Genomic DNA, 14,959 nt, shown 5'->3' on the forward strand with positions numbered 1-14,959 from the left:
CGACCGCGGGTCTGCGGCTCGGCTGCCGCGAGGCGGGAGCTGAGCGGGCACCCGGCAACCAGTGGGCAATCGGTGGGCAACCAGGGGGCTCAGGACGGCGGCGGGAAGGCCGAGCCGCGGTAGACCTGCTCGCGCAGCTCGAGCGCGTAGGCCTCGACGTCGGGCATGCCGAGGTCACGGGCGACCGCGATCTCGGCCTCGACGTCGTAGGGCACGCGCACGAAGGTGATCGACACCCCGGGGCTCCCCGGCTCCGCCGTGCTCTCCTCGCCGTCGATCTCGCCTTCGAGGACGACGTAGGGCGCTCCCGGCGCGTCGAGCGGGTTGCCGACCGACCCGGCGTTGAAGAGGGTCAGGCCGAGGTCCACCTCGAGAAAGGTGCCGTGGATGTCGCCGTAGCCGACCACCGTCGGGGTCGGCCCGTCACCGGTGAAGTCCGTGTTGGTGAACATCCCCCGGAACTCCTCCTCGGTGTGGTGGTAGTTGACGCGGTGGAACTCGTGCACCTGGGAGGCGTGGAAGAGGCGGACGTGCTGACCGCCCATGACGAGGTCGTGGGTGTTCGGCAAGGAGAGCAGCCATGCCCGGTCGTCGGTGCTCAGCTCGTCGTGCGTCCACTGCGCCGCCGGCCAGAGCTGGGTCTCGTCGCGCGCGATGAACGTGTCCCAGTTGCCGCGGACCGTGACCTCGCACCGCTCCCTCGTGAGCGCGATCGCCGCGGAGCCGCGCGGTCCCTTGCCGACGACGTCGCCGAGGTTGACGATGCGGGTGATCCCGCGCGCCTCGATGTCGGCGAGCACTGCCTCGAACGCGGTCGTGTTGCCGTGCACGTCGGAGACGACGGCGATGCGGCCCGGCATCGAGGCAGTCAGTCCTTGTGGGTCGTGCCGGGCAGGGCGAGCATCCGGTCGAGCGCGGCGCGCGCCTCGGCGGCGACGGTCGGGTCGACGCGGATCGGGTTGACGACGCGCCCGTCGACGAGCGACTCGAGGGCCCACACGAGGTGGGGCAGGTCGATGCGGTTCATCGTCGAGCAGTAGCAGACGTTCTTCTCGAGGAAGGCGATGCGCTGCTCGGGGAACTGCCTCGCGAGGCGGCGCACGAGGTTGAGCTCGGTGCCGACGACCCACGACGTGCCGGCCGGGGCGGCGGCGATGGTCTGGATGATCTTCTCGGTCGAGCCCACCTCGTCGGCCAGCTCGACGACCTCGTACTGGCACTCGGGGTGGACGATGACCTTGACGCCCGGGATCTCGCGCCGGGCGGTCTCCACCGCGTCGACCGAGAAGCGGCCGTGCACGGAGCAGTGCCCGCGCCACAGGATCATCCGGGCCCGGTCGAGCTGCTCACGGGTCAGGCCACCGTTCGGACGGTGCGGGTCCCAGACGACGCAGTCGTCGAGCGAGAGACCGAGCTCGCGGACGGCGGTGTTGCGGCCGAGGTGCTGGTCGGGCAGGAAGAGCACCTTGCCGGTGCCCTCGACGCCGCCCACCTGCTCGAAGGCCCAGTCGAGGGCCGTGCGCGCGTTCGAGCTTGTGCAGATCGTGCCGCCGTGCCGCCCGGTGAAGGCCTTGATGGCGGCCGAGGAGTTCATGTAGGTGACGGGGATGGTCGCGTCTGCCACCCCGGCGGCGGCGAGCTGCTCCCAGCAGTCCTCGACCTGGGCGATGGCGGCCATGTCGGCCATCGAGCAGCCGGCGGCGAGGTCGGGCAGGATCACGGTCTGCTCGTCGCTCGTCAGGATGTCGGCCGACTCGGCCATGAAGTGCACGCCGCAGAAGACGATGTAGGGCGCGTCCGGCCGCCCAGCCGCGTCGCGCGCGAGCTTGAAGGAGTCACCGGTGACGTCGGCGAACTCGATGACCTCGTCGCGCTGGTAGTGGTGCCCGAGGACGAAGACCCGGTCGCCGAGGGCGGCCTTGGCCGCGCGCGCCCGCGCCACGAGGTCCGGGTCGGAGGGCGAGGGCAGCTCGCCTGGGCACTCGACACCGCGCTCCGTGTGCAGGTCGGTGCCCTGCCCGAGCACGAGCAGGGGCAGCGGGGCCGGTGCCGAGGCGGTGTCGGTGGTCATGCCCAGATCGTATGCCGTCCGGCCCCCACCCCCGATTCGAGGGGATACCGCCACCGACGTCAGGCCCGGGATCACCTCGAACGGTCCGGCCCCTACCCCCGATTCGAGGTGATTCCGCCACCGACGTCAGGTCCGGGATCACCTCGAACCGGGGGAGTGGCGGGCGCGAGTGGAGGTGATACCGCCACCGACGTCAGGACCGGGATCACCTCGAACCGGGGAGCGGCGGGCGCGAGTGGAGGTGATGCCGCCACCGACGTCAGGACCGGGATCACCTCGAACCGGGGGTTGGGCGGCGGGGCGGGGATGGGTGCCGGGGATGGGAGGATCTGGCTCGTGCACGTCGTCATCGCCCCGGACTGCTACACCGGATCGCTCACCGCCAGCCAGGCGGCCGACGCGATCGCCGAGGGCTGGGCCCGCACGGCGCCGCACGATGTCCTCTCGCGCGTCCCCCTCTCCGACGGTGGCCCCGGTTTCGTCGACGTGCTCTCCGCCAACCTGCGCGGCGAGGTGCGGGCGGTCGTGACGACCGACCCGCTCGGGCGGGAGGTGCCCGCGACGCTCCTGCTCGTCGACGACGACGGCGGCCCGACGGCATACCTCGAGTCGGCGCAGGCGGCCGGGCTGCACCTGCTCGCCCCCGACGAGCGCGACCCCACCCGCACCACGACCCTCGGGGTCGGCACGCTGCTCCTCGCCGCGCTCGACGCCGGCGCCCGGCGCGTCGTCATCGGCCTCGGCGGCTCGGGCACCAACGACGCGGGCGCCGGGCTGCTCGCGGCGCTCGGGGTCGGGCCGGTCGACCGACTGGCCCTCGGCGGCCTGGCCCTCGCCGACGTCGCAGAGCGCGACGTCGAGGGGCTCGACGTCGCGCGGGAGCGCCTGCGCGGCACCGACCTCGTCATCGCGAGCGACGTCGACTCCCCGCTGCTCGGTCTCAAGGGTGCGAGCGCCGTCTTCGGGCCCCAGAAGGGCGCCTCGGAGCAGGACGCCCAGCGCCTGGAGAACGCCCTGGGCCACTTCGCGAGCATCGTCGCGCGGGTGCGGCCGCCGGCAAAGGACCTGCTCACGGGCACCCTCATCAGGCCGGAGCGCCAGCCGGGCGCCGGAGCTGCGGGCGGGCTCGGCTACGCGTTGCACCTGCTCGGCGCGCGTCAGGTCTCCGGCGTCGGCGCCGTGCTCGACGCGGTCGGCTTCGGTCTCGTGCTCGCGACCGCCGACCTCGTCGTCACGGGGGAGGGCCGCTTCGACTGGCAGTCGCTGCGGGGCAAGGTCGTTGTCGGCGTCGCCGAGGCGGCCGCGCGGCTCGGCATCCCGGCCATCGCGATCCCCGGCCAGTCGCTCGTCGGCCGGCGAGAGGCCATGACCGCCGGGCTCTCCGGCGTGTATGCCGTCGCCGAGCGTCCGCAGCAGGTGGCCGACGCGCTCGCCGACCCCGTGGGGACCCTCGCGGCCCGCGCGGCCCGTGTCGCCCGCACGTGGTCACCTCGCCCTGCGTGAGCCTCTCCGATCGGGGCTGGATGCGCGCATCCGGCGGCCTGCGTCGTATCCTGAACGAGCCGGGAACACTTCCGGTAGTGCGTGGGTTGTCACTCCTGACCCACGCTCCACGACGTGAAGGACCAACACATGAGTGTCGAGACGAACGCTTCTCCCGCCGAGGTGCAGACCGAGGCTCCCGCCCACGGTGTCGTCCTCACCGACGTCGCCGCCACGAAGGTCAAGAGCCTGCTCGAGCAGGAGGGTCGCGACGACCTCCGCCTGCGGGTCGGCGTCCAGCCCGGCGGCTGCTCCGGCCTGATCTACCAGCTCTACTTCGACGAGCGCACCCTCGACGGTGACCTCGTGCGCGACTTCGACGGTGTCGAGGTCGTCGTCGACCGGATGAGCTCGCCCTACCTCGAGGGCGCGACCATCGACTTCGCCGACACGATCGAGAAGCAGGGCTTCACGATCGACAACCCCAACGCCGGCAGCAGCTGCGCCTGCGGCGACTCGTTCAACTGACGAGACCCGTCCAGCTGGCCGACCAGCACCACCCGAAGGGCCCGACCGTCACGGTCGGGCCCTTCGCGCGCTAGGTTTCCGGTGTGCAGATCGCCATCGCCGGATCCATCGCCACCGACCACCTCATGACGTTCGAGGGCTCCTTCAAGGACTCCCTCGTCGTCGAGCAGCTCGACAAGATCTCGCTCTCCTTCCTCACCGGGGACCTCCAGGTGCGGCGCGGGGGAGTGGCTGCAAACATCGCCTTCGGCATGGCAGGCCTCGGGCTGCGCCCGATCCTCGTCGGCGCGGTCGGTGAGGACTTCGCCGACTACCGGTCCTGGCTCGAGCGGCACGGCGTCGACTGCACCTCGGTGCACTACTCCGAGAGCCAGCACACGGCCCGCTTCATCTGCACGACCGACAACGACATGGCCCAGATCGCGACCTTCTACGCCGGGGCCATGAGCGAGGCCCGCGACATCGAGCTCGCCCCGGTCGCCGACCGCGTCGGCGGGCTCGACCTCGTGCTCGTCGGCGCCGACGACCCCGAGGCGATGGCCCGTCACACCGAGGAGTGCCGCTCGCGGGGCATCCCGTTCATCGCCGACCCCTCCCAGCAGCTCGCCTTCTCCGACGGCGAGGGCATCCGCGGGCTCATCGACGGCGCGACGATCCTCTTCACCAACGAGTACGAGGCCCACCTCACCGAGCAGAAGACCGGGTGGGACCACGACGAGATCCTCTCGCGCGTCGGCACGCGGGTCATCACCCGCGGCTCCGGCGGCGTGACCATCCACCGCAAGGACGAGGAGACGATCACCGTCCCCGTCGCCCGCGAGGTGCGCCGCGCCGACCCGACGGGCGTCGGCGACGCCTTCCGCGCCGGCTTCCTCACCGGCCTCGCCGCGGGGCTGACCACCCGCCGGTGCGCCGAGCTCGGCTCGATGCTCGCGACCTACGTCATCGAGACGGTGGGCACCCAGGAGTACGTCCTCAGCAAGGCGCACTTCCTCGCGCGTCTCACCGAGGCCTACGGCCCGGAGTCGGCTGCCGACATCGAGCCGCACATCGTCTGCCACCGGCCGTAGTCGCCCCCAGCCCATTCGGCCGACCCCGACCCCGACCGCTCTCGACGCGAGCCACGCCGTGCCCACCCCGCCGCCCCCGACGAACTGGGACTTCGCGCTCGACCAGGTCGCGCCCGGCGACGACCTGATCGGGGTGGGCGCCGACCTCGACGTCAGCACCCTCTACGCCGCTTACACGCAAGGCGTCTTCCCGATGGGCATCGGAGAGCACGGCGCCCCGCCGATCGGGTGGTGGTCACCCGACCCGCGGGGCGTGCTGCGGCTCGACGACCTCCGGGTGAGCCGGTCGCTGCGCAAGTCGATGCACCACCTCGAGGTGCGCGTCGACACCGCCTTCGACGCCGTCGTGGCCGCGTGCGCCGACCCCGACCGCGACGGCCGATGGATCACCCCTGAGGTGGCGCAGGCGTATGCCGCGCTGCACGAGGCCGGCTGGGCGCACTCCGTCGAGACGTGGCAGGGCGACCGCCTCGTCGGCGGCCTCTACGGCGTGGCGATCGGTGGCCTCTTCGCGGGGGAGTCGATGTTCCACACCGTGCGCGACGCCTCAAAGGCCGCGCTCGTCGCGCTGCGCGACCTGCTGGCGGCCGACGGAGACCCGCGCCGCCTCATCGACGTGCAGTGGCGCACCGAACACCTCGCAACCCTTGGCGTGAGCGAGATGTCGCGCCAGGACTACCTCCGTGGGCTGCCGGAGGTGCTCAGCGCCCCGCTGCCGCCGGTGTGGGCGTGACCTCGACGACGTATGCGGTGTGGTCGGCCTGCGCCTGCGCGCCGACGAAGCGCTGACCGCGCATCCGGCACCAGGCCGGCACGTCGGACGCCGCCGCCGGGTCGGTGGCGAGCACCCGGACCGTCACCGGAGCCTCGCCCGGAGGCAGGTCGCGCACGAGCCGCGCCAGGCGGATGACCGGCATGGGGCAGCGCTCACCGCGGGCGTCGACGATGAGGGGCCCGTCCGGGGGTTCCTGCGTGGGGTCGGTGGCAGGTTCGGTCACAGGTCACCGACCCCGAGCTCGGAGCGCACGCGGGCCACGGTGGGGGCGAGGACCGCGCAGAGGTCGGCCACGTCGGCCTCGACGCTCGGTGACACGGCCGGCAGGGGCAGCGTGACGCGGACGTTCCCGTGGGTCAGCACCCCCATCGCCGCGAGCACGTGGCTGGGCTCGAGCGTGCTCGACGTGCACGCCGAACCGCTCGCGACGGCATACCCGTGCTGGTCGAGCGCGCCGACGAGCGCCTCGCCGTCGACGTAGAGGCTCGAGAAGGTGACGACGTGGGGGAGCCGGTCGTCGGGGTCGCCGACGACGACGGTGTCGGGCACGCCCGCCGCGGCCTCGCGCACCGCGCCGACGAGGGATCGTGTCAGTGCCTCGTCCTCGACCGTCGTGGCGCGGGCCTGCTGCCAGGCCTCGGCGGCGGCGAGGGCCAGCGGCACCCACGGGCTGACGTCGGTGCGGCCGTATTCGACGTCCGCCCGGGCGCCGGACCACTGCCACCGCACGCCCTCACGGACGACGAGCACGCCGAGCGGCGGGCCGCCCCAGGAGCGGGCGTCGCCCACGAGCACGTCGAAGTGCTCCGGCACGGCGTCGCGGCCGAGGCCCGCCATCGCGTCGACGACGAGCGGTATGCCGTGGGCCCGGGCGACCGCGTGCGCCTCCTCGAGCGGCTGGCGGGTGCCGACCTCACCGTTGGCGCTCTGGAGCGCCGCCACGACCGTGCCCGGAGCGGCGAGGGCCGACTCCCAGGCCTCGAGGTCGACCCGCCCGAGCGCGTCGACGGGGACCTCGGCGAGGAGCCGCGGGTCGTCCGCCCGGGCGGCGCGCGCCCTGGCGGGGACGAGGACGGCGGAGTGCTCGACCGCGGAGGCCACGGTCCGAGCGCCACGACGGCGGGCGGCATACCGCACCCCGTCGAGCGCTCGCTCGAGCGCGGTCGGGCCGCTGGGCAGCAGGCTCACCTCGGCGGGGCGCACGCCGAGGCCGCTCGCGATGACCTCGCGCGAACGGTCGAGCAGGGCGCGTGCGGTGCGGCCCTCGGCATGGAGGCGGGCGGGGTCGGCCCAACCCGCCGAGACGGCCGCGACGAGGGTGTCGCGGGCCACAGGGTGCAGGGGCCCCGAGGCGGCGTCGAGGAGCCGACGGCGGGCGCTCGGAGCGGAGGGCGGCGGGGGTCCAACGTTCGTTCCCGGATCGTGACTGGGCACGCCGCAACGTTAGCCGCCCCCTGCGGACAACCCGGCGGACGGGGCGGTAGGGTTCGGTGGTGGGCACCTCGCTGCCCGGATGCAGTTGTGAGAATCGCTCGGAGGCGCCCCTCGGGCGCCCGCGGACGGAACGAAAGGTGCACCTGGTGCCTGAGCACGACGAGACCCCGGCGACTACGCCGGTGGTGACAGAGCCTCGACGGCGTCGGCGCGCAGCGAAGGTGGGCGCAGTCGCGGCGCTGGCCGCGCTGGCCCTCGCCGGGTGCCAGGGCGAGGTCTCCAACGGCTTCCTGCCCAAGGCGGTGTCCGAGGGCGGGCAGCGCGTCACCGACCTGTGGGTCGGCAGCTGGATCGCCGTGCTGCTGGTCGGCGTGCTGACCTGGGGCCTGATGCTCTACGCCGCCGTGCGCTTCCGCAAGCGCAAGGGCGACGAGACCCTTCCCGTGCAGCTGCGATACAACGTGCCGATGGAGCTGCTCTACACGGTCATCCCCGTCTTCATGGTCGCCGTGTTCTTCTGGTACACCGCGCGTGACGAGGCGGCCCTCATCAGCACGAGCGCCAAGCCCGACGTGACGATCAGCGTCGTCGCGAAGCAGTGGAGCTGGGACTTCAACTACGTCGACTCCAACGTCCACGAGACCGGTGTCCACGTCGACCCGAGCGACCCCAACGCCCGCGACGAGATGCCGGTGCTCTACCTGCCGGTCAACAAGCGGACCGAGTTCGTCCTCAACGCCCGCGACGTCATCCACAGCTTCTGGGTGCCGCAGTTCCTCATGAAGATGGACATGATCCCGGGCAAGACCAACAAGTTCCAGGTCGTGCCGACGCAGACCGGCACCTTCCAGGGCAAGTGCGCCGAGCTCTGTGGCGCCTACCACTCGCAGATGCTCTTCATGGTGAAGGTCGTCACGCAGGACGAGTACGACGCCGCGATGAAGCGCTTCGCCGACCTCGGCCAGACCGGCCTCATCCCCGTCGACGCCAGCCGTGAGCAGATGGTGCCCGCCGACGCCGACAAGATCCCCGCACCCGCACGCACTGGGAGCAACTGATGACCTCCGCGACGTTCAACCGTGAAGCCCAGGTGCCGTCGGCGACGATGGAGCGCAAGCGGGCCGCCAAGGGTCAGACCTTCGTCCGCTACGTGACGACGACCGACCACAAGGTCATCGGCAACCTCTACTTCATCACCTCGTTCGTCTTCTTCCTGCTCGGCGGCGTCATGGCGCTGTTCATCCGCGCCGAGCTCTTCGCGCCGGGCCTGCAGATCGTCGACAACCCGGAGCAGTTCAACCAGCTCTTCACGATGCACGGCACGATCATGCTGCTGCTCTTCGCGACGCCGCTCTTCGCCGGCTTCACGAACGCGCTCATGCCGCTGCAGATCGGCGCTCCCGACGTCGCGTTCCCGCGCCTCAACATGTTCGCCTACTGGCTCTACCTCTTCGGCGGGCTCATCGCCTCGGCGGGCTTCCTCACGCCCCAGGGCGCCGCGTCCTTCGGCTGGTTCGCCTATGCGCCGCTGTCCGACGTCAGCTACTCGCCGGGCGTCGGCGGCGACCTCTGGGTCTTCGGCCTCGCCCTCGGTGGTTTCGGCACGATCCTCGGCGCCGTCAACTTCGTCACGACGATCGTGTGCATGCGCGCCCCCGGCATGACGATGTTCCGGATGCCGATCTTCACGTGGACGGTTCTCGTCACGTCGCTGCTCGTGCTCGTCGTCTTCCCGATCCTCGCGGCCGCGCTCTTCGCCCTCGGCGGTGACCGGCGCTTCGGAATGCACATCTTCGACGCCGAGAACGGTGGGGCCATGCTGTGGCAGCACCTCTTCTGGTTCTTCGGCCACCCCGAGGTCTACATCATCGCCCTGCCCTTCTTCGGCATCATCAGCGAGATCCTGCCCGTCTTCTCGCGCAAGCCGATCTTCGGCTACAAGACGCTCGTCTTCGCGACGATCGCGATCGCCGCCCTGTCGGCCAGCGTCTGGGCCCACCACATGTACGTCACCGGCCAGGTGCTCCTGCCGTTCTTCGCCGTCATGACGATGCTCATCGCCGTGCCGACCGGTGTGAAGTTCTTCAACTGGATCGGCACGATGTGGGGCGGCAAGGTCGTCATGGCCACCCCGATGCTGTGGGCGATGGGCTTCCTCGTCACCTTTCTCTTCGGTGGTCTGACCGGCATCATCCTCGCGAGCCCCGCGCTCGACTTCCACCTCTCCGACAGCTACTTCGTCGTCGCGCACTTCCACTACACCGTCTTCGGCACCGTGGTCTTCGCGATGTTCGCCGGCTACTACTTCTGGTGGCCCAAGCTGACCGGTCGGATGCTCGACGAGAAGCTCGGCAAGATCCACTTCTGGATGTTGTTCATCGGCTTCCACATGACCTTCCTCATCCAGCACTGGCTGGGCATCGAGGGCATGGCGCGTCGCTACCCGGACTACCTCCCCGCGGAGGGCTTCCAGCCGGCCAACATCGTCTCGAGCATCGGTGCCTTCCTGCTCGGCGCGTCGATGATCCCGTTCATGTACAACGTCTGGAAGACGTGGAAGAAGGCTCCCCTCGTCACCTCCGACGACCCGTGGGGCTACGGCGCCTCCCTCGAGTGGGCGACGTCCTGCCCGCCGCCGCGCCACAACTTCACCTCACTGCCCAGGATCCGCTCCGAGCGTCCCGCCTTCGACCTGCACCACCCGGAGGCCGCACCGGGCGCCCGTCCCGTCGCGGACCAGGGCACTCTCGTGCAGGTGATGGGGCCGGCCGACGTCGAGGCTGAGCACACGACGGCCCGTACGGCCGACAAGGAGAACTGACCGATGCGCGTCGAGACCAAGCTCTTCGTCTACCTCTTCATCTTCTTCGTCCCCGTCGTGCTCATCTACGGGTTCTGGAGCAAGTGGCAGGAGCCGATCGGCGTCACCGCCCTCATCCTCACCGGTGCGCTCTTCGCCCTGTCCGGGTTCTACTTCTGGATGACCGGCAAGAAGCTGCCGCTGCGCCCGGAGGACAACGTCAGCGGCGAGATCGCCGAGCAGGAGGGCAACTACGGCTACTTCGTCGCGAGCTCGTGGACCCCGCTGTGGCTCGCCGGCTCCGGCGCCATCATGTTCCTCGGCCTGGCCGTGGGCTGGTGGCTCTTCATCATCGGTGCGGTGTTCGGCGTCGTAGCCGTGTGCCTGTGGGTGTTCGAGTCCTTCTCGGGCGAGTACTCCATCTGACCCTGCATCACCCGCTTCACCACGAGGCCCGGACGCTGCTGCGTCCGGGCCTCTCGCTTCGAGATCGGTGCCTCACGGGCCTTCAGGCCTGCGGTGCGATCGTGCTGGAGAGAACATCTGGGGGCACCTCCGTCCGATCGATCTATCGGTGGTTCGACGGTAGGCCGCAACAGCCTCCTCGTAAAGGGTTGTGTCCACCGCAGCGTCGAAAGTGTCCCGTCCGCGAGACGCCCCCGAACCGTCTGACGCGTGGAGCGCCCGTCAGCCCCAGCCGAGCTCGTGCAGCTGCTCGTCCGAGATGCCGAAGTGGTGCGCGATCTCGTGGACGACGGTGACGGCGATCTCCTCACGCAGGTGCTCGGGAGAGTCGCAGAAGCGTTCGAGCGGGCCCTGGAAGATGGTGATGCGGTCGGGGAGGGACCCCGCGTCCCACCAGCCGTCGCGCTCCGTGAGGGGCACCCCGTCGTAGACCCCGAGCAGGTCTGGGTCGTCCGCCGGTGGCTCCGGCTCGACGAGGATGACGACGTTGTCCATCGCCTGCGCCAGCTCCGGGGGGATCGAGTCGAGGGCGTCACCGACGGCCTGCTCGAACTCGGCATCACTGAGGCGGTGCATGGGACCGAGTGTCCCATGCACCGCCTCAGTGATGCCCATCCTGTTCTCGGGGGAGTCGGGTCACCAGCCCTGCGTCACGAGCCGTCGCCGTCGCCGTCACCGCCGGAGGCAGGGGGAGCGGGCGACTGCGACACGGCGTCGGACCAGGCCGCCTGAGCGCCGCTGTGGCCGATGCGCACGACCTGGACGGTCGTGCCGGCGGCGGCGACGATGCCGAGCACGGCTGTGCCGACGAGGAGTGCCCTCGGCAGCCGTGCGGTCCCTCTGGCGGGCGAGAAGGCGCCGCGGGGGGCTGAGGCGCCGTCAGCGCCGTCGGCGCCGTCAGCGCCGTCGGCGCCGTCAGCGGCACGTGAGACGCTCAGCGCGGCCACGGCGCGCTCCCGTCGCATGACAACGGCGAGCAGCACCGCCGCGACGAACAGGCCGACGACCCAGGGCAGGAGGCCCTCCGCCAGCTGGGAGTGCGTCTCGATGAGGTCGGAGTGCTCGACCCGACGCTCGAGGGACTCACCGGACTCGGTCGACAGCGGGGTGAGCACCAGGGCGGCGCCGGCGAGGCCGAGCGGAAGCCATCGGGCCCAGCGCCGGAAGCGGGGCCAGACGGCGGCGAGCAGCACCGCAACGGCAGCGGCAGGGACGATGACCGTCGTCGCATGGACGATGAGCGGATGGACGGGGAGACCGAAGACGGTGTCGAGCATGTGGGTGCCTCTCGAGCGGCGAACAAGGGGGACAAATCCGGTGATCTGGACCCTGTCGGCCTGTTCTCAGAGAGTTCTGGGAGACACCTCACCCCGGGGAGACCGGCAGCGGTTGCCGGTCCGGGACGAAAGAGGCCCGCCCCCGTGACGGGAGCGGGCCTCGATGGCGCAGGTGTCAGTCGAGTCGCTTGTCTGCCTTGATCGACTCGCGCTCGGCGCCGGCACCCGTGCTCTCCAGAGCCTCGTGCTCGCCTGCCGGCAGGGCCGCGTGCGGCTCGTCGTGCGCGTGGTGCGCCGCCTCGAGCTCGGACGGCGTGACCGGTCCGACGCGGTCAACGAAGTAGAAGTGCGAGAGCTTGGCCCGCAGCCGCTCCTTGCGGGCGATGGGGCTGTCGACGCCGTTCTCGTCCTTCTGGGCGCTGATCTGCAGCGGCTCGGGAACCTCGTGCTGGACGAGCGGCCAGCGCTCGTTCGGCGTGAGCGGTGCGTGGATCTCCTCGAAGCGACCGTCGGGGTAGCGCCAGATGGTGCCGGTCTCGCGGCCGTGGAGGACCTTCTGGCGATCGGCGCGCTGGAGGCTGAGGCAGATCCGCTTCGTGATCCAGAAGGCGATGGGCGGCCCGACGAAGAACAGCGTGCGCAGCGCCATGGTGATGTCGTTGATGGACAGGTGGAGCTTGATCGCGATGAGGTCGTTGCCGGCCGCGAAGAACAGCACCAAGTACATCGTGATGCCGGCGACACCGATGGCGGTGCGGGTCGGCGCGTTGCGCGGGCGGTCGAGCAGGTGGTGCTCGCGCTTGTCGCCGGTCACCCAGGACTCGACGAACGGGTAGGCGCCGATGATGCCCCACATGATGGGCAGCAGCAGGATCGAGCCCGGGAAGATGTTCATGCTCCAGGTGAAGTCTCCCCACGACACGAACTCCAACCACCCCGGCAGCAGACGCAGCGCGCCGTCCGCGAAGCCCATGTACCAGTCCGGCTGGGAGCCGGCGGTGACGGGGGAGGGGTCGTAGGGCCCGTAGGCCCAGATCGGGTTGATCGTGAAGAGGGCCGAGATCAGCGTGATGACGCCGAAGACCATGAAGAAGAAGCCGCCGGCCTTGGCGATGTAGACCGGCATCAGCGGGTAGCCGACGACGTTGTTGTTGGTGCGGCCCGGCCCGGGGTACTGGGTGTGCTTGTGCACGAAGACGAGCAGGATGTGGGCCGTGAAGAGACCGATGAGGATCGCCGGGATGAGCAGGATGTGCACGGAGTAGAGCCGCGGCACGATCGCCTCACCCGGGAAGGCTCCGCCGAAGATGAAGTACGACATGTACGAGCCGATGACGGGCACCGACTGGACGAAGCCGTTCATCGCGCGGATGCCGGTGCCCGACAGCAGGTCGTCGGGCAGCGAGTAGCCGGCAAATCCCTCGATGCACGCGAGCATCGACAGGATGGTGCCGAAGACCCAGTTGATCTCGCGCGGCTTGCGGAAGGCCCCCGTGAAGAAGACGCGCGCCATGTGGGCGAAGACCGAGACGATGAAGATCAGGGCGCCCCAGTGGTGGATCTGCCGGATGAGCAGGCCACCGCGGATGTCGAAGGAGATGTCGAGCGTCGATCGGTAGGCGTCCGAGACCATGATCCCCTGGAGCGGGATGTAGGACCCGTCGTAGGGCACGAGGGTCTGGCTCGGCACGAACCAGAAGGTGAGGAAGGCCCCGGTCAGGAGGCAGACGATCATCGAGTACATCGCGATCTCGCCGAGCATGAACGACCAGTGGTCCGGGAAGACCTTCTTGAGCAGGAACGACACGCCCTTGGCGGCGCCGACGCGGTCGTCGACCCAGCCGGCGATGCCGCCGAGCGGCTTGGTGGAGTCGTGCACCTCCTCGTCGCGACGGTCGTCGGCCCGCAGGCCCTGCGCCGGACGGTTCTCGTTGATGGTCGTCATCGCAAACGCTCCCAGAAACTCGGTCCGACGGGCTGGTCGAAGCCCTGCGGTGCGACGAGGTAGCCCGCGTCGTCGACTTGGATCTTGAGCTGCGGCAGCGGGCGCTTGGCCGGTCCGAAGATGACGTTGCAGTCCTCGGTCAGGTCAAACGTCGACTGGTGGCAGGGGCAGAGCAGGTGGTGGGTCTGCTGCTCGTAGAGACCGACCGCACACCCGACGTGGGTGCAGATCTTGGAGTAGGCGACGGTGCCGTCGACGCCCCAGTCACGGGCCTTCTGGACCTTGATGAGCTCGGGGTCGAGACGGATGAGGATGACGGCGGCCTTGGCCTTCGCCTCGAGCACGTGCTTGCCGTCGTCGATGAACTTCTGCAGCGTCTCGGGCATGACGTGGAAGACGGAGCCGTTCGTGACGTCCTCGAGCTTGATCGGGGTCATCTCGGGGTCGCGCATGAGGCGGATCGGCTTGCCGTCGTTGTAGGCGGGGTCCCAGATCGTGGTCTTGAGCTGCTCGACGTCCGTCGGGCCGAGCGAACCGGCGACCTGCAGGCCGAGGGGTAGGGCGAAGAGCCCGAGTGCGCCACCGAGGGTGTACTTGATGAGGGGACGACGGGGCAGCTGCGCAGCCTCGCCGCCCTTGCTCACGGCCGCGACGGCTTTCGCGCGGTCGGCGGGGGAGGAGGCCTGCAGGTGGCGCTCCTCGACGACCTCGGTGTCGGGCATCAGGGTCTTGGCCCAGTGCACGGCGCCGAGACCGATCATGAGGATGGAGATGCCGAGCGACACGCCGAGCACGACGTTCTGCGTGCTCGCGATGCCGATGCCGGGGAAGTAGAAGGTCGCCTCGTCGGGAACGACGAAGTAGGCGACGAGGAAGACGAGCGCGCCGAGCATCGACAGGCCGAACATCGTCGCGACCTGGCGCTCGGCCCGCTTGGCGGCGAGCTCGTCGTCATCCGCGAGCCGGTGCACGTGCGGCGGCAGGCCCGGGTTGTCGAAGCGGTCGACCGCACCGGCCTGAGACTGCTCGACCACGCCACCCTGGGTGGCGGAGACGAGCGCGCCGCTCTCGCCTGGTGCCGTCGTCTCGTTGTCGTTCATCGGGTCCTGGTC

The 14,959-nt window shown here is 70.4% G+C and carries 15 protein-coding genes; 7 read left to right on the plus strand and 8 right to left on the minus strand.

What is annotated here, in order from left to right; translation table 11 throughout:
* Nucleotides 1-89: 89 nt before the first annotated feature.
* Nucleotides 90-860 carry a metallophosphoesterase family protein gene (locus tag FHX52_RS03170; RefSeq protein WP_141819842.1) on the minus strand — a complete coding sequence of 257 codons (771 nt, stop codon included), beginning with the start codon at nt 858-860 and terminating at the stop codon, nt 90-92.
* Nucleotides 861-868: 8 nt separating this feature from the next.
* A complete protein-coding gene (gene nadA, locus FHX52_RS03175) occupies nt 869-2,071 on the minus strand; it encodes a quinolinate synthase NadA (RefSeq protein ID WP_141819844.1) in 1,203 nt (400 codons plus the stop codon).
* A 336-nt stretch (nt 2,072-2,407) separates the two neighbouring features.
* Between nadA and FHX52_RS03180 the strand changes: the two genes are divergently transcribed.
* The 4 genes from FHX52_RS03180 (at nt 2,408) to aat (ending at nt 5,884) form a co-directional block, all read left to right on the plus strand.
* Entirely contained in the window at nt 2,408-3,574 is a 1,167-nt protein-coding gene (locus tag FHX52_RS03180; protein ID WP_141819846.1) for a glycerate kinase family protein, read from the plus strand.
* Nucleotides 3,575-3,703: 129 nt separating this feature from the next.
* Nucleotides 3,704-4,081: a HesB/IscA family protein gene (locus tag FHX52_RS03185; RefSeq protein ID WP_141819848.1), complete on the plus strand. Its 378-nt coding sequence runs from the start codon at nt 3,704-3,706 to the stop codon at nt 4,079-4,081.
* An 83-nt stretch (nt 4,082-4,164) separates the two neighbouring features.
* A complete protein-coding gene (locus tag FHX52_RS03190) occupies nt 4,165-5,151 on the plus strand; it encodes a carbohydrate kinase family protein (RefSeq protein ID WP_141819850.1) in 987 nt (328 codons plus the stop codon).
* Nucleotides 5,152-5,209: 58 nt separating this feature from the next.
* Nucleotides 5,210-5,884, plus strand: coding sequence for a leucyl/phenylalanyl-tRNA--protein transferase (aat, locus tag FHX52_RS03195; RefSeq protein ID WP_141819852.1), 675 nt, complete (start codon nt 5,210-5,212; stop codon nt 5,882-5,884).
* Here aat and FHX52_RS03200 read toward each other — a convergent pair.
* Nucleotides 5,853-6,149 (minus strand): sulfurtransferase TusA family protein, encoded by a 297-nt coding sequence (locus tag FHX52_RS03200; protein WP_281287862.1) that lies wholly within the window; start codon nt 6,147-6,149, stop codon nt 5,853-5,855. The two genes, aat and FHX52_RS03200, sit on opposite strands and share 32 nt — an antisense overlap.
* Nucleotides 6,146-7,360, minus strand: a complete 1,215-nt coding sequence (locus FHX52_RS03205; protein WP_141819854.1) for a cysteine desulfurase family protein — start codon at nt 7,358-7,360, stop codon at nt 6,146-6,148. The genes FHX52_RS03200 and FHX52_RS03205 overlap by 4 nt, the downstream gene beginning before the upstream one ends.
* Before the next feature lie 221 nt (nt 7,361-7,581).
* Here FHX52_RS03205 and ctaC point away from each other — a divergent pair, with 221 nt between their 5' ends.
* Genes ctaC through FHX52_RS03220 form a run of 3 tightly spaced genes read left to right on the plus strand, consistent with a single transcriptional unit; the run spans nt 7,582 to nt 10,586 of the window.
* On the plus strand, nt 7,582-8,418 hold the full coding sequence (ctaC, locus tag FHX52_RS03210) for an aa3-type cytochrome oxidase subunit II (protein WP_246069588.1): 837 nt from the start codon (nt 7,582-7,584) through the stop codon (nt 8,416-8,418).
* Nucleotides 8,419-8,465: 47 nt separating this feature from the next.
* Nucleotides 8,466-10,181, plus strand: a complete 1,716-nt coding sequence (ctaD, locus tag FHX52_RS03215; RefSeq protein WP_141822007.1) for an aa3-type cytochrome oxidase subunit I — start codon at nt 8,466-8,468, stop codon at nt 10,179-10,181.
* A gap of 3 nt (nt 10,182-10,184) precedes the next feature.
* Nucleotides 10,185-10,586 (plus strand): cytochrome c oxidase subunit 4, encoded by a 402-nt coding sequence (locus tag FHX52_RS03220; RefSeq protein WP_141819858.1) that lies wholly within the window; start codon nt 10,185-10,187, stop codon nt 10,584-10,586.
* A gap of 261 nt (nt 10,587-10,847) precedes the next feature.
* Here the strand turns inward: FHX52_RS03220 and FHX52_RS03225 are convergent, their stop codons facing one another.
* The 4 genes from FHX52_RS03225 to qcrA all read right to left on the minus strand — a co-directional run bounded on the left by FHX52_RS03225 (nt 10,848) and on the right by qcrA (nt 14,947).
* Complete coding sequence (locus tag FHX52_RS03225; RefSeq protein ID WP_141819860.1) at nt 10,848-11,201, minus strand: metallopeptidase family protein; 354 nt, start codon at nt 11,199-11,201, stop codon at nt 10,848-10,850.
* 74 nt (nt 11,202-11,275) lie between these two features.
* Nucleotides 11,276-11,902 carry a DUF2231 domain-containing protein gene (locus tag FHX52_RS03230; protein ID WP_141819862.1) on the minus strand — a complete coding sequence of 209 codons (627 nt, stop codon included), beginning with the start codon at nt 11,900-11,902 and terminating at the stop codon, nt 11,276-11,278.
* Nucleotides 11,903-12,077: 175 nt separating this feature from the next.
* Entirely contained in the window at nt 12,078-13,847 is a 1,770-nt protein-coding gene (gene qcrB, locus FHX52_RS03235) for a cytochrome bc1 complex cytochrome b subunit (protein WP_141819864.1), read from the minus strand.
* Nucleotides 13,844-14,947 (minus strand): cytochrome bc1 complex Rieske iron-sulfur subunit, encoded by a 1,104-nt coding sequence (gene qcrA / locus FHX52_RS03240; RefSeq protein ID WP_141819866.1) that lies wholly within the window; start codon nt 14,945-14,947, stop codon nt 13,844-13,846. Before qcrA ends, qcrB begins: the two co-directional genes overlap by 4 nt.
* Nucleotides 14,948-14,959 lie beyond the last annotated feature (12 nt).

Origin of the sequence: Humibacillus xanthopallidus, from assembly GCF_006717145.1 — a bacterium.
GTDB classification, from domain to species: Bacteria; Actinomycetota; Actinomycetes; order Actinomycetales; family Dermatophilaceae; genus Humibacillus; species Humibacillus xanthopallidus.

What these genes read in the sequence shown, in the direction of transcription:
- FHX52_RS03225 (WP_141819860.1), bottom strand. Translation starts at nt 11,201, where the DNA reads ATGCACCGCCTCAGTGATGCCGAGTTCGAGCAGGCCGTCGGTGACGCC.
- qcrB (WP_141819864.1), bottom strand. Translation starts at nt 13,847, where the DNA reads ATGACGACCATCAACGAGAACCGTCCGGCGCAGGGCCTGCGGGCCGAC.
- FHX52_RS03230 (WP_141819862.1), bottom strand. Translation starts at nt 11,902, where the DNA reads ATGCTCGACACCGTCTTCGGTCTCCCCGTCCATCCGCTCATCGTCCAT.
- FHX52_RS03170 (WP_141819842.1), bottom strand. Translation starts at nt 860, where the DNA reads ATGCCGGGCCGCATCGCCGTCGTCTCCGACGTGCACGGCAACACGACC.
- ctaD (WP_141822007.1), top strand. Translation starts at nt 8,466, where the DNA reads ATGGAGCGCAAGCGGGCCGCCAAGGGTCAGACCTTCGTCCGCTACGTG.
- nadA (WP_141819844.1), bottom strand. Translation starts at nt 2,071, where the DNA reads ATGACCACCGACACCGCCTCGGCACCGGCCCCGCTGCCCCTGCTCGTG.
- FHX52_RS03220 (WP_141819858.1), top strand. Translation starts at nt 10,185, where the DNA reads ATGCGCGTCGAGACCAAGCTCTTCGTCTACCTCTTCATCTTCTTCGTC.
- qcrA (WP_141819866.1), bottom strand. Translation starts at nt 14,947, where the DNA reads ATGAACGACAACGAGACGACGGCACCAGGCGAGAGCGGCGCGCTCGTC.
- FHX52_RS03185 (WP_141819848.1), top strand. Translation starts at nt 3,704, where the DNA reads ATGAGTGTCGAGACGAACGCTTCTCCCGCCGAGGTGCAGACCGAGGCT.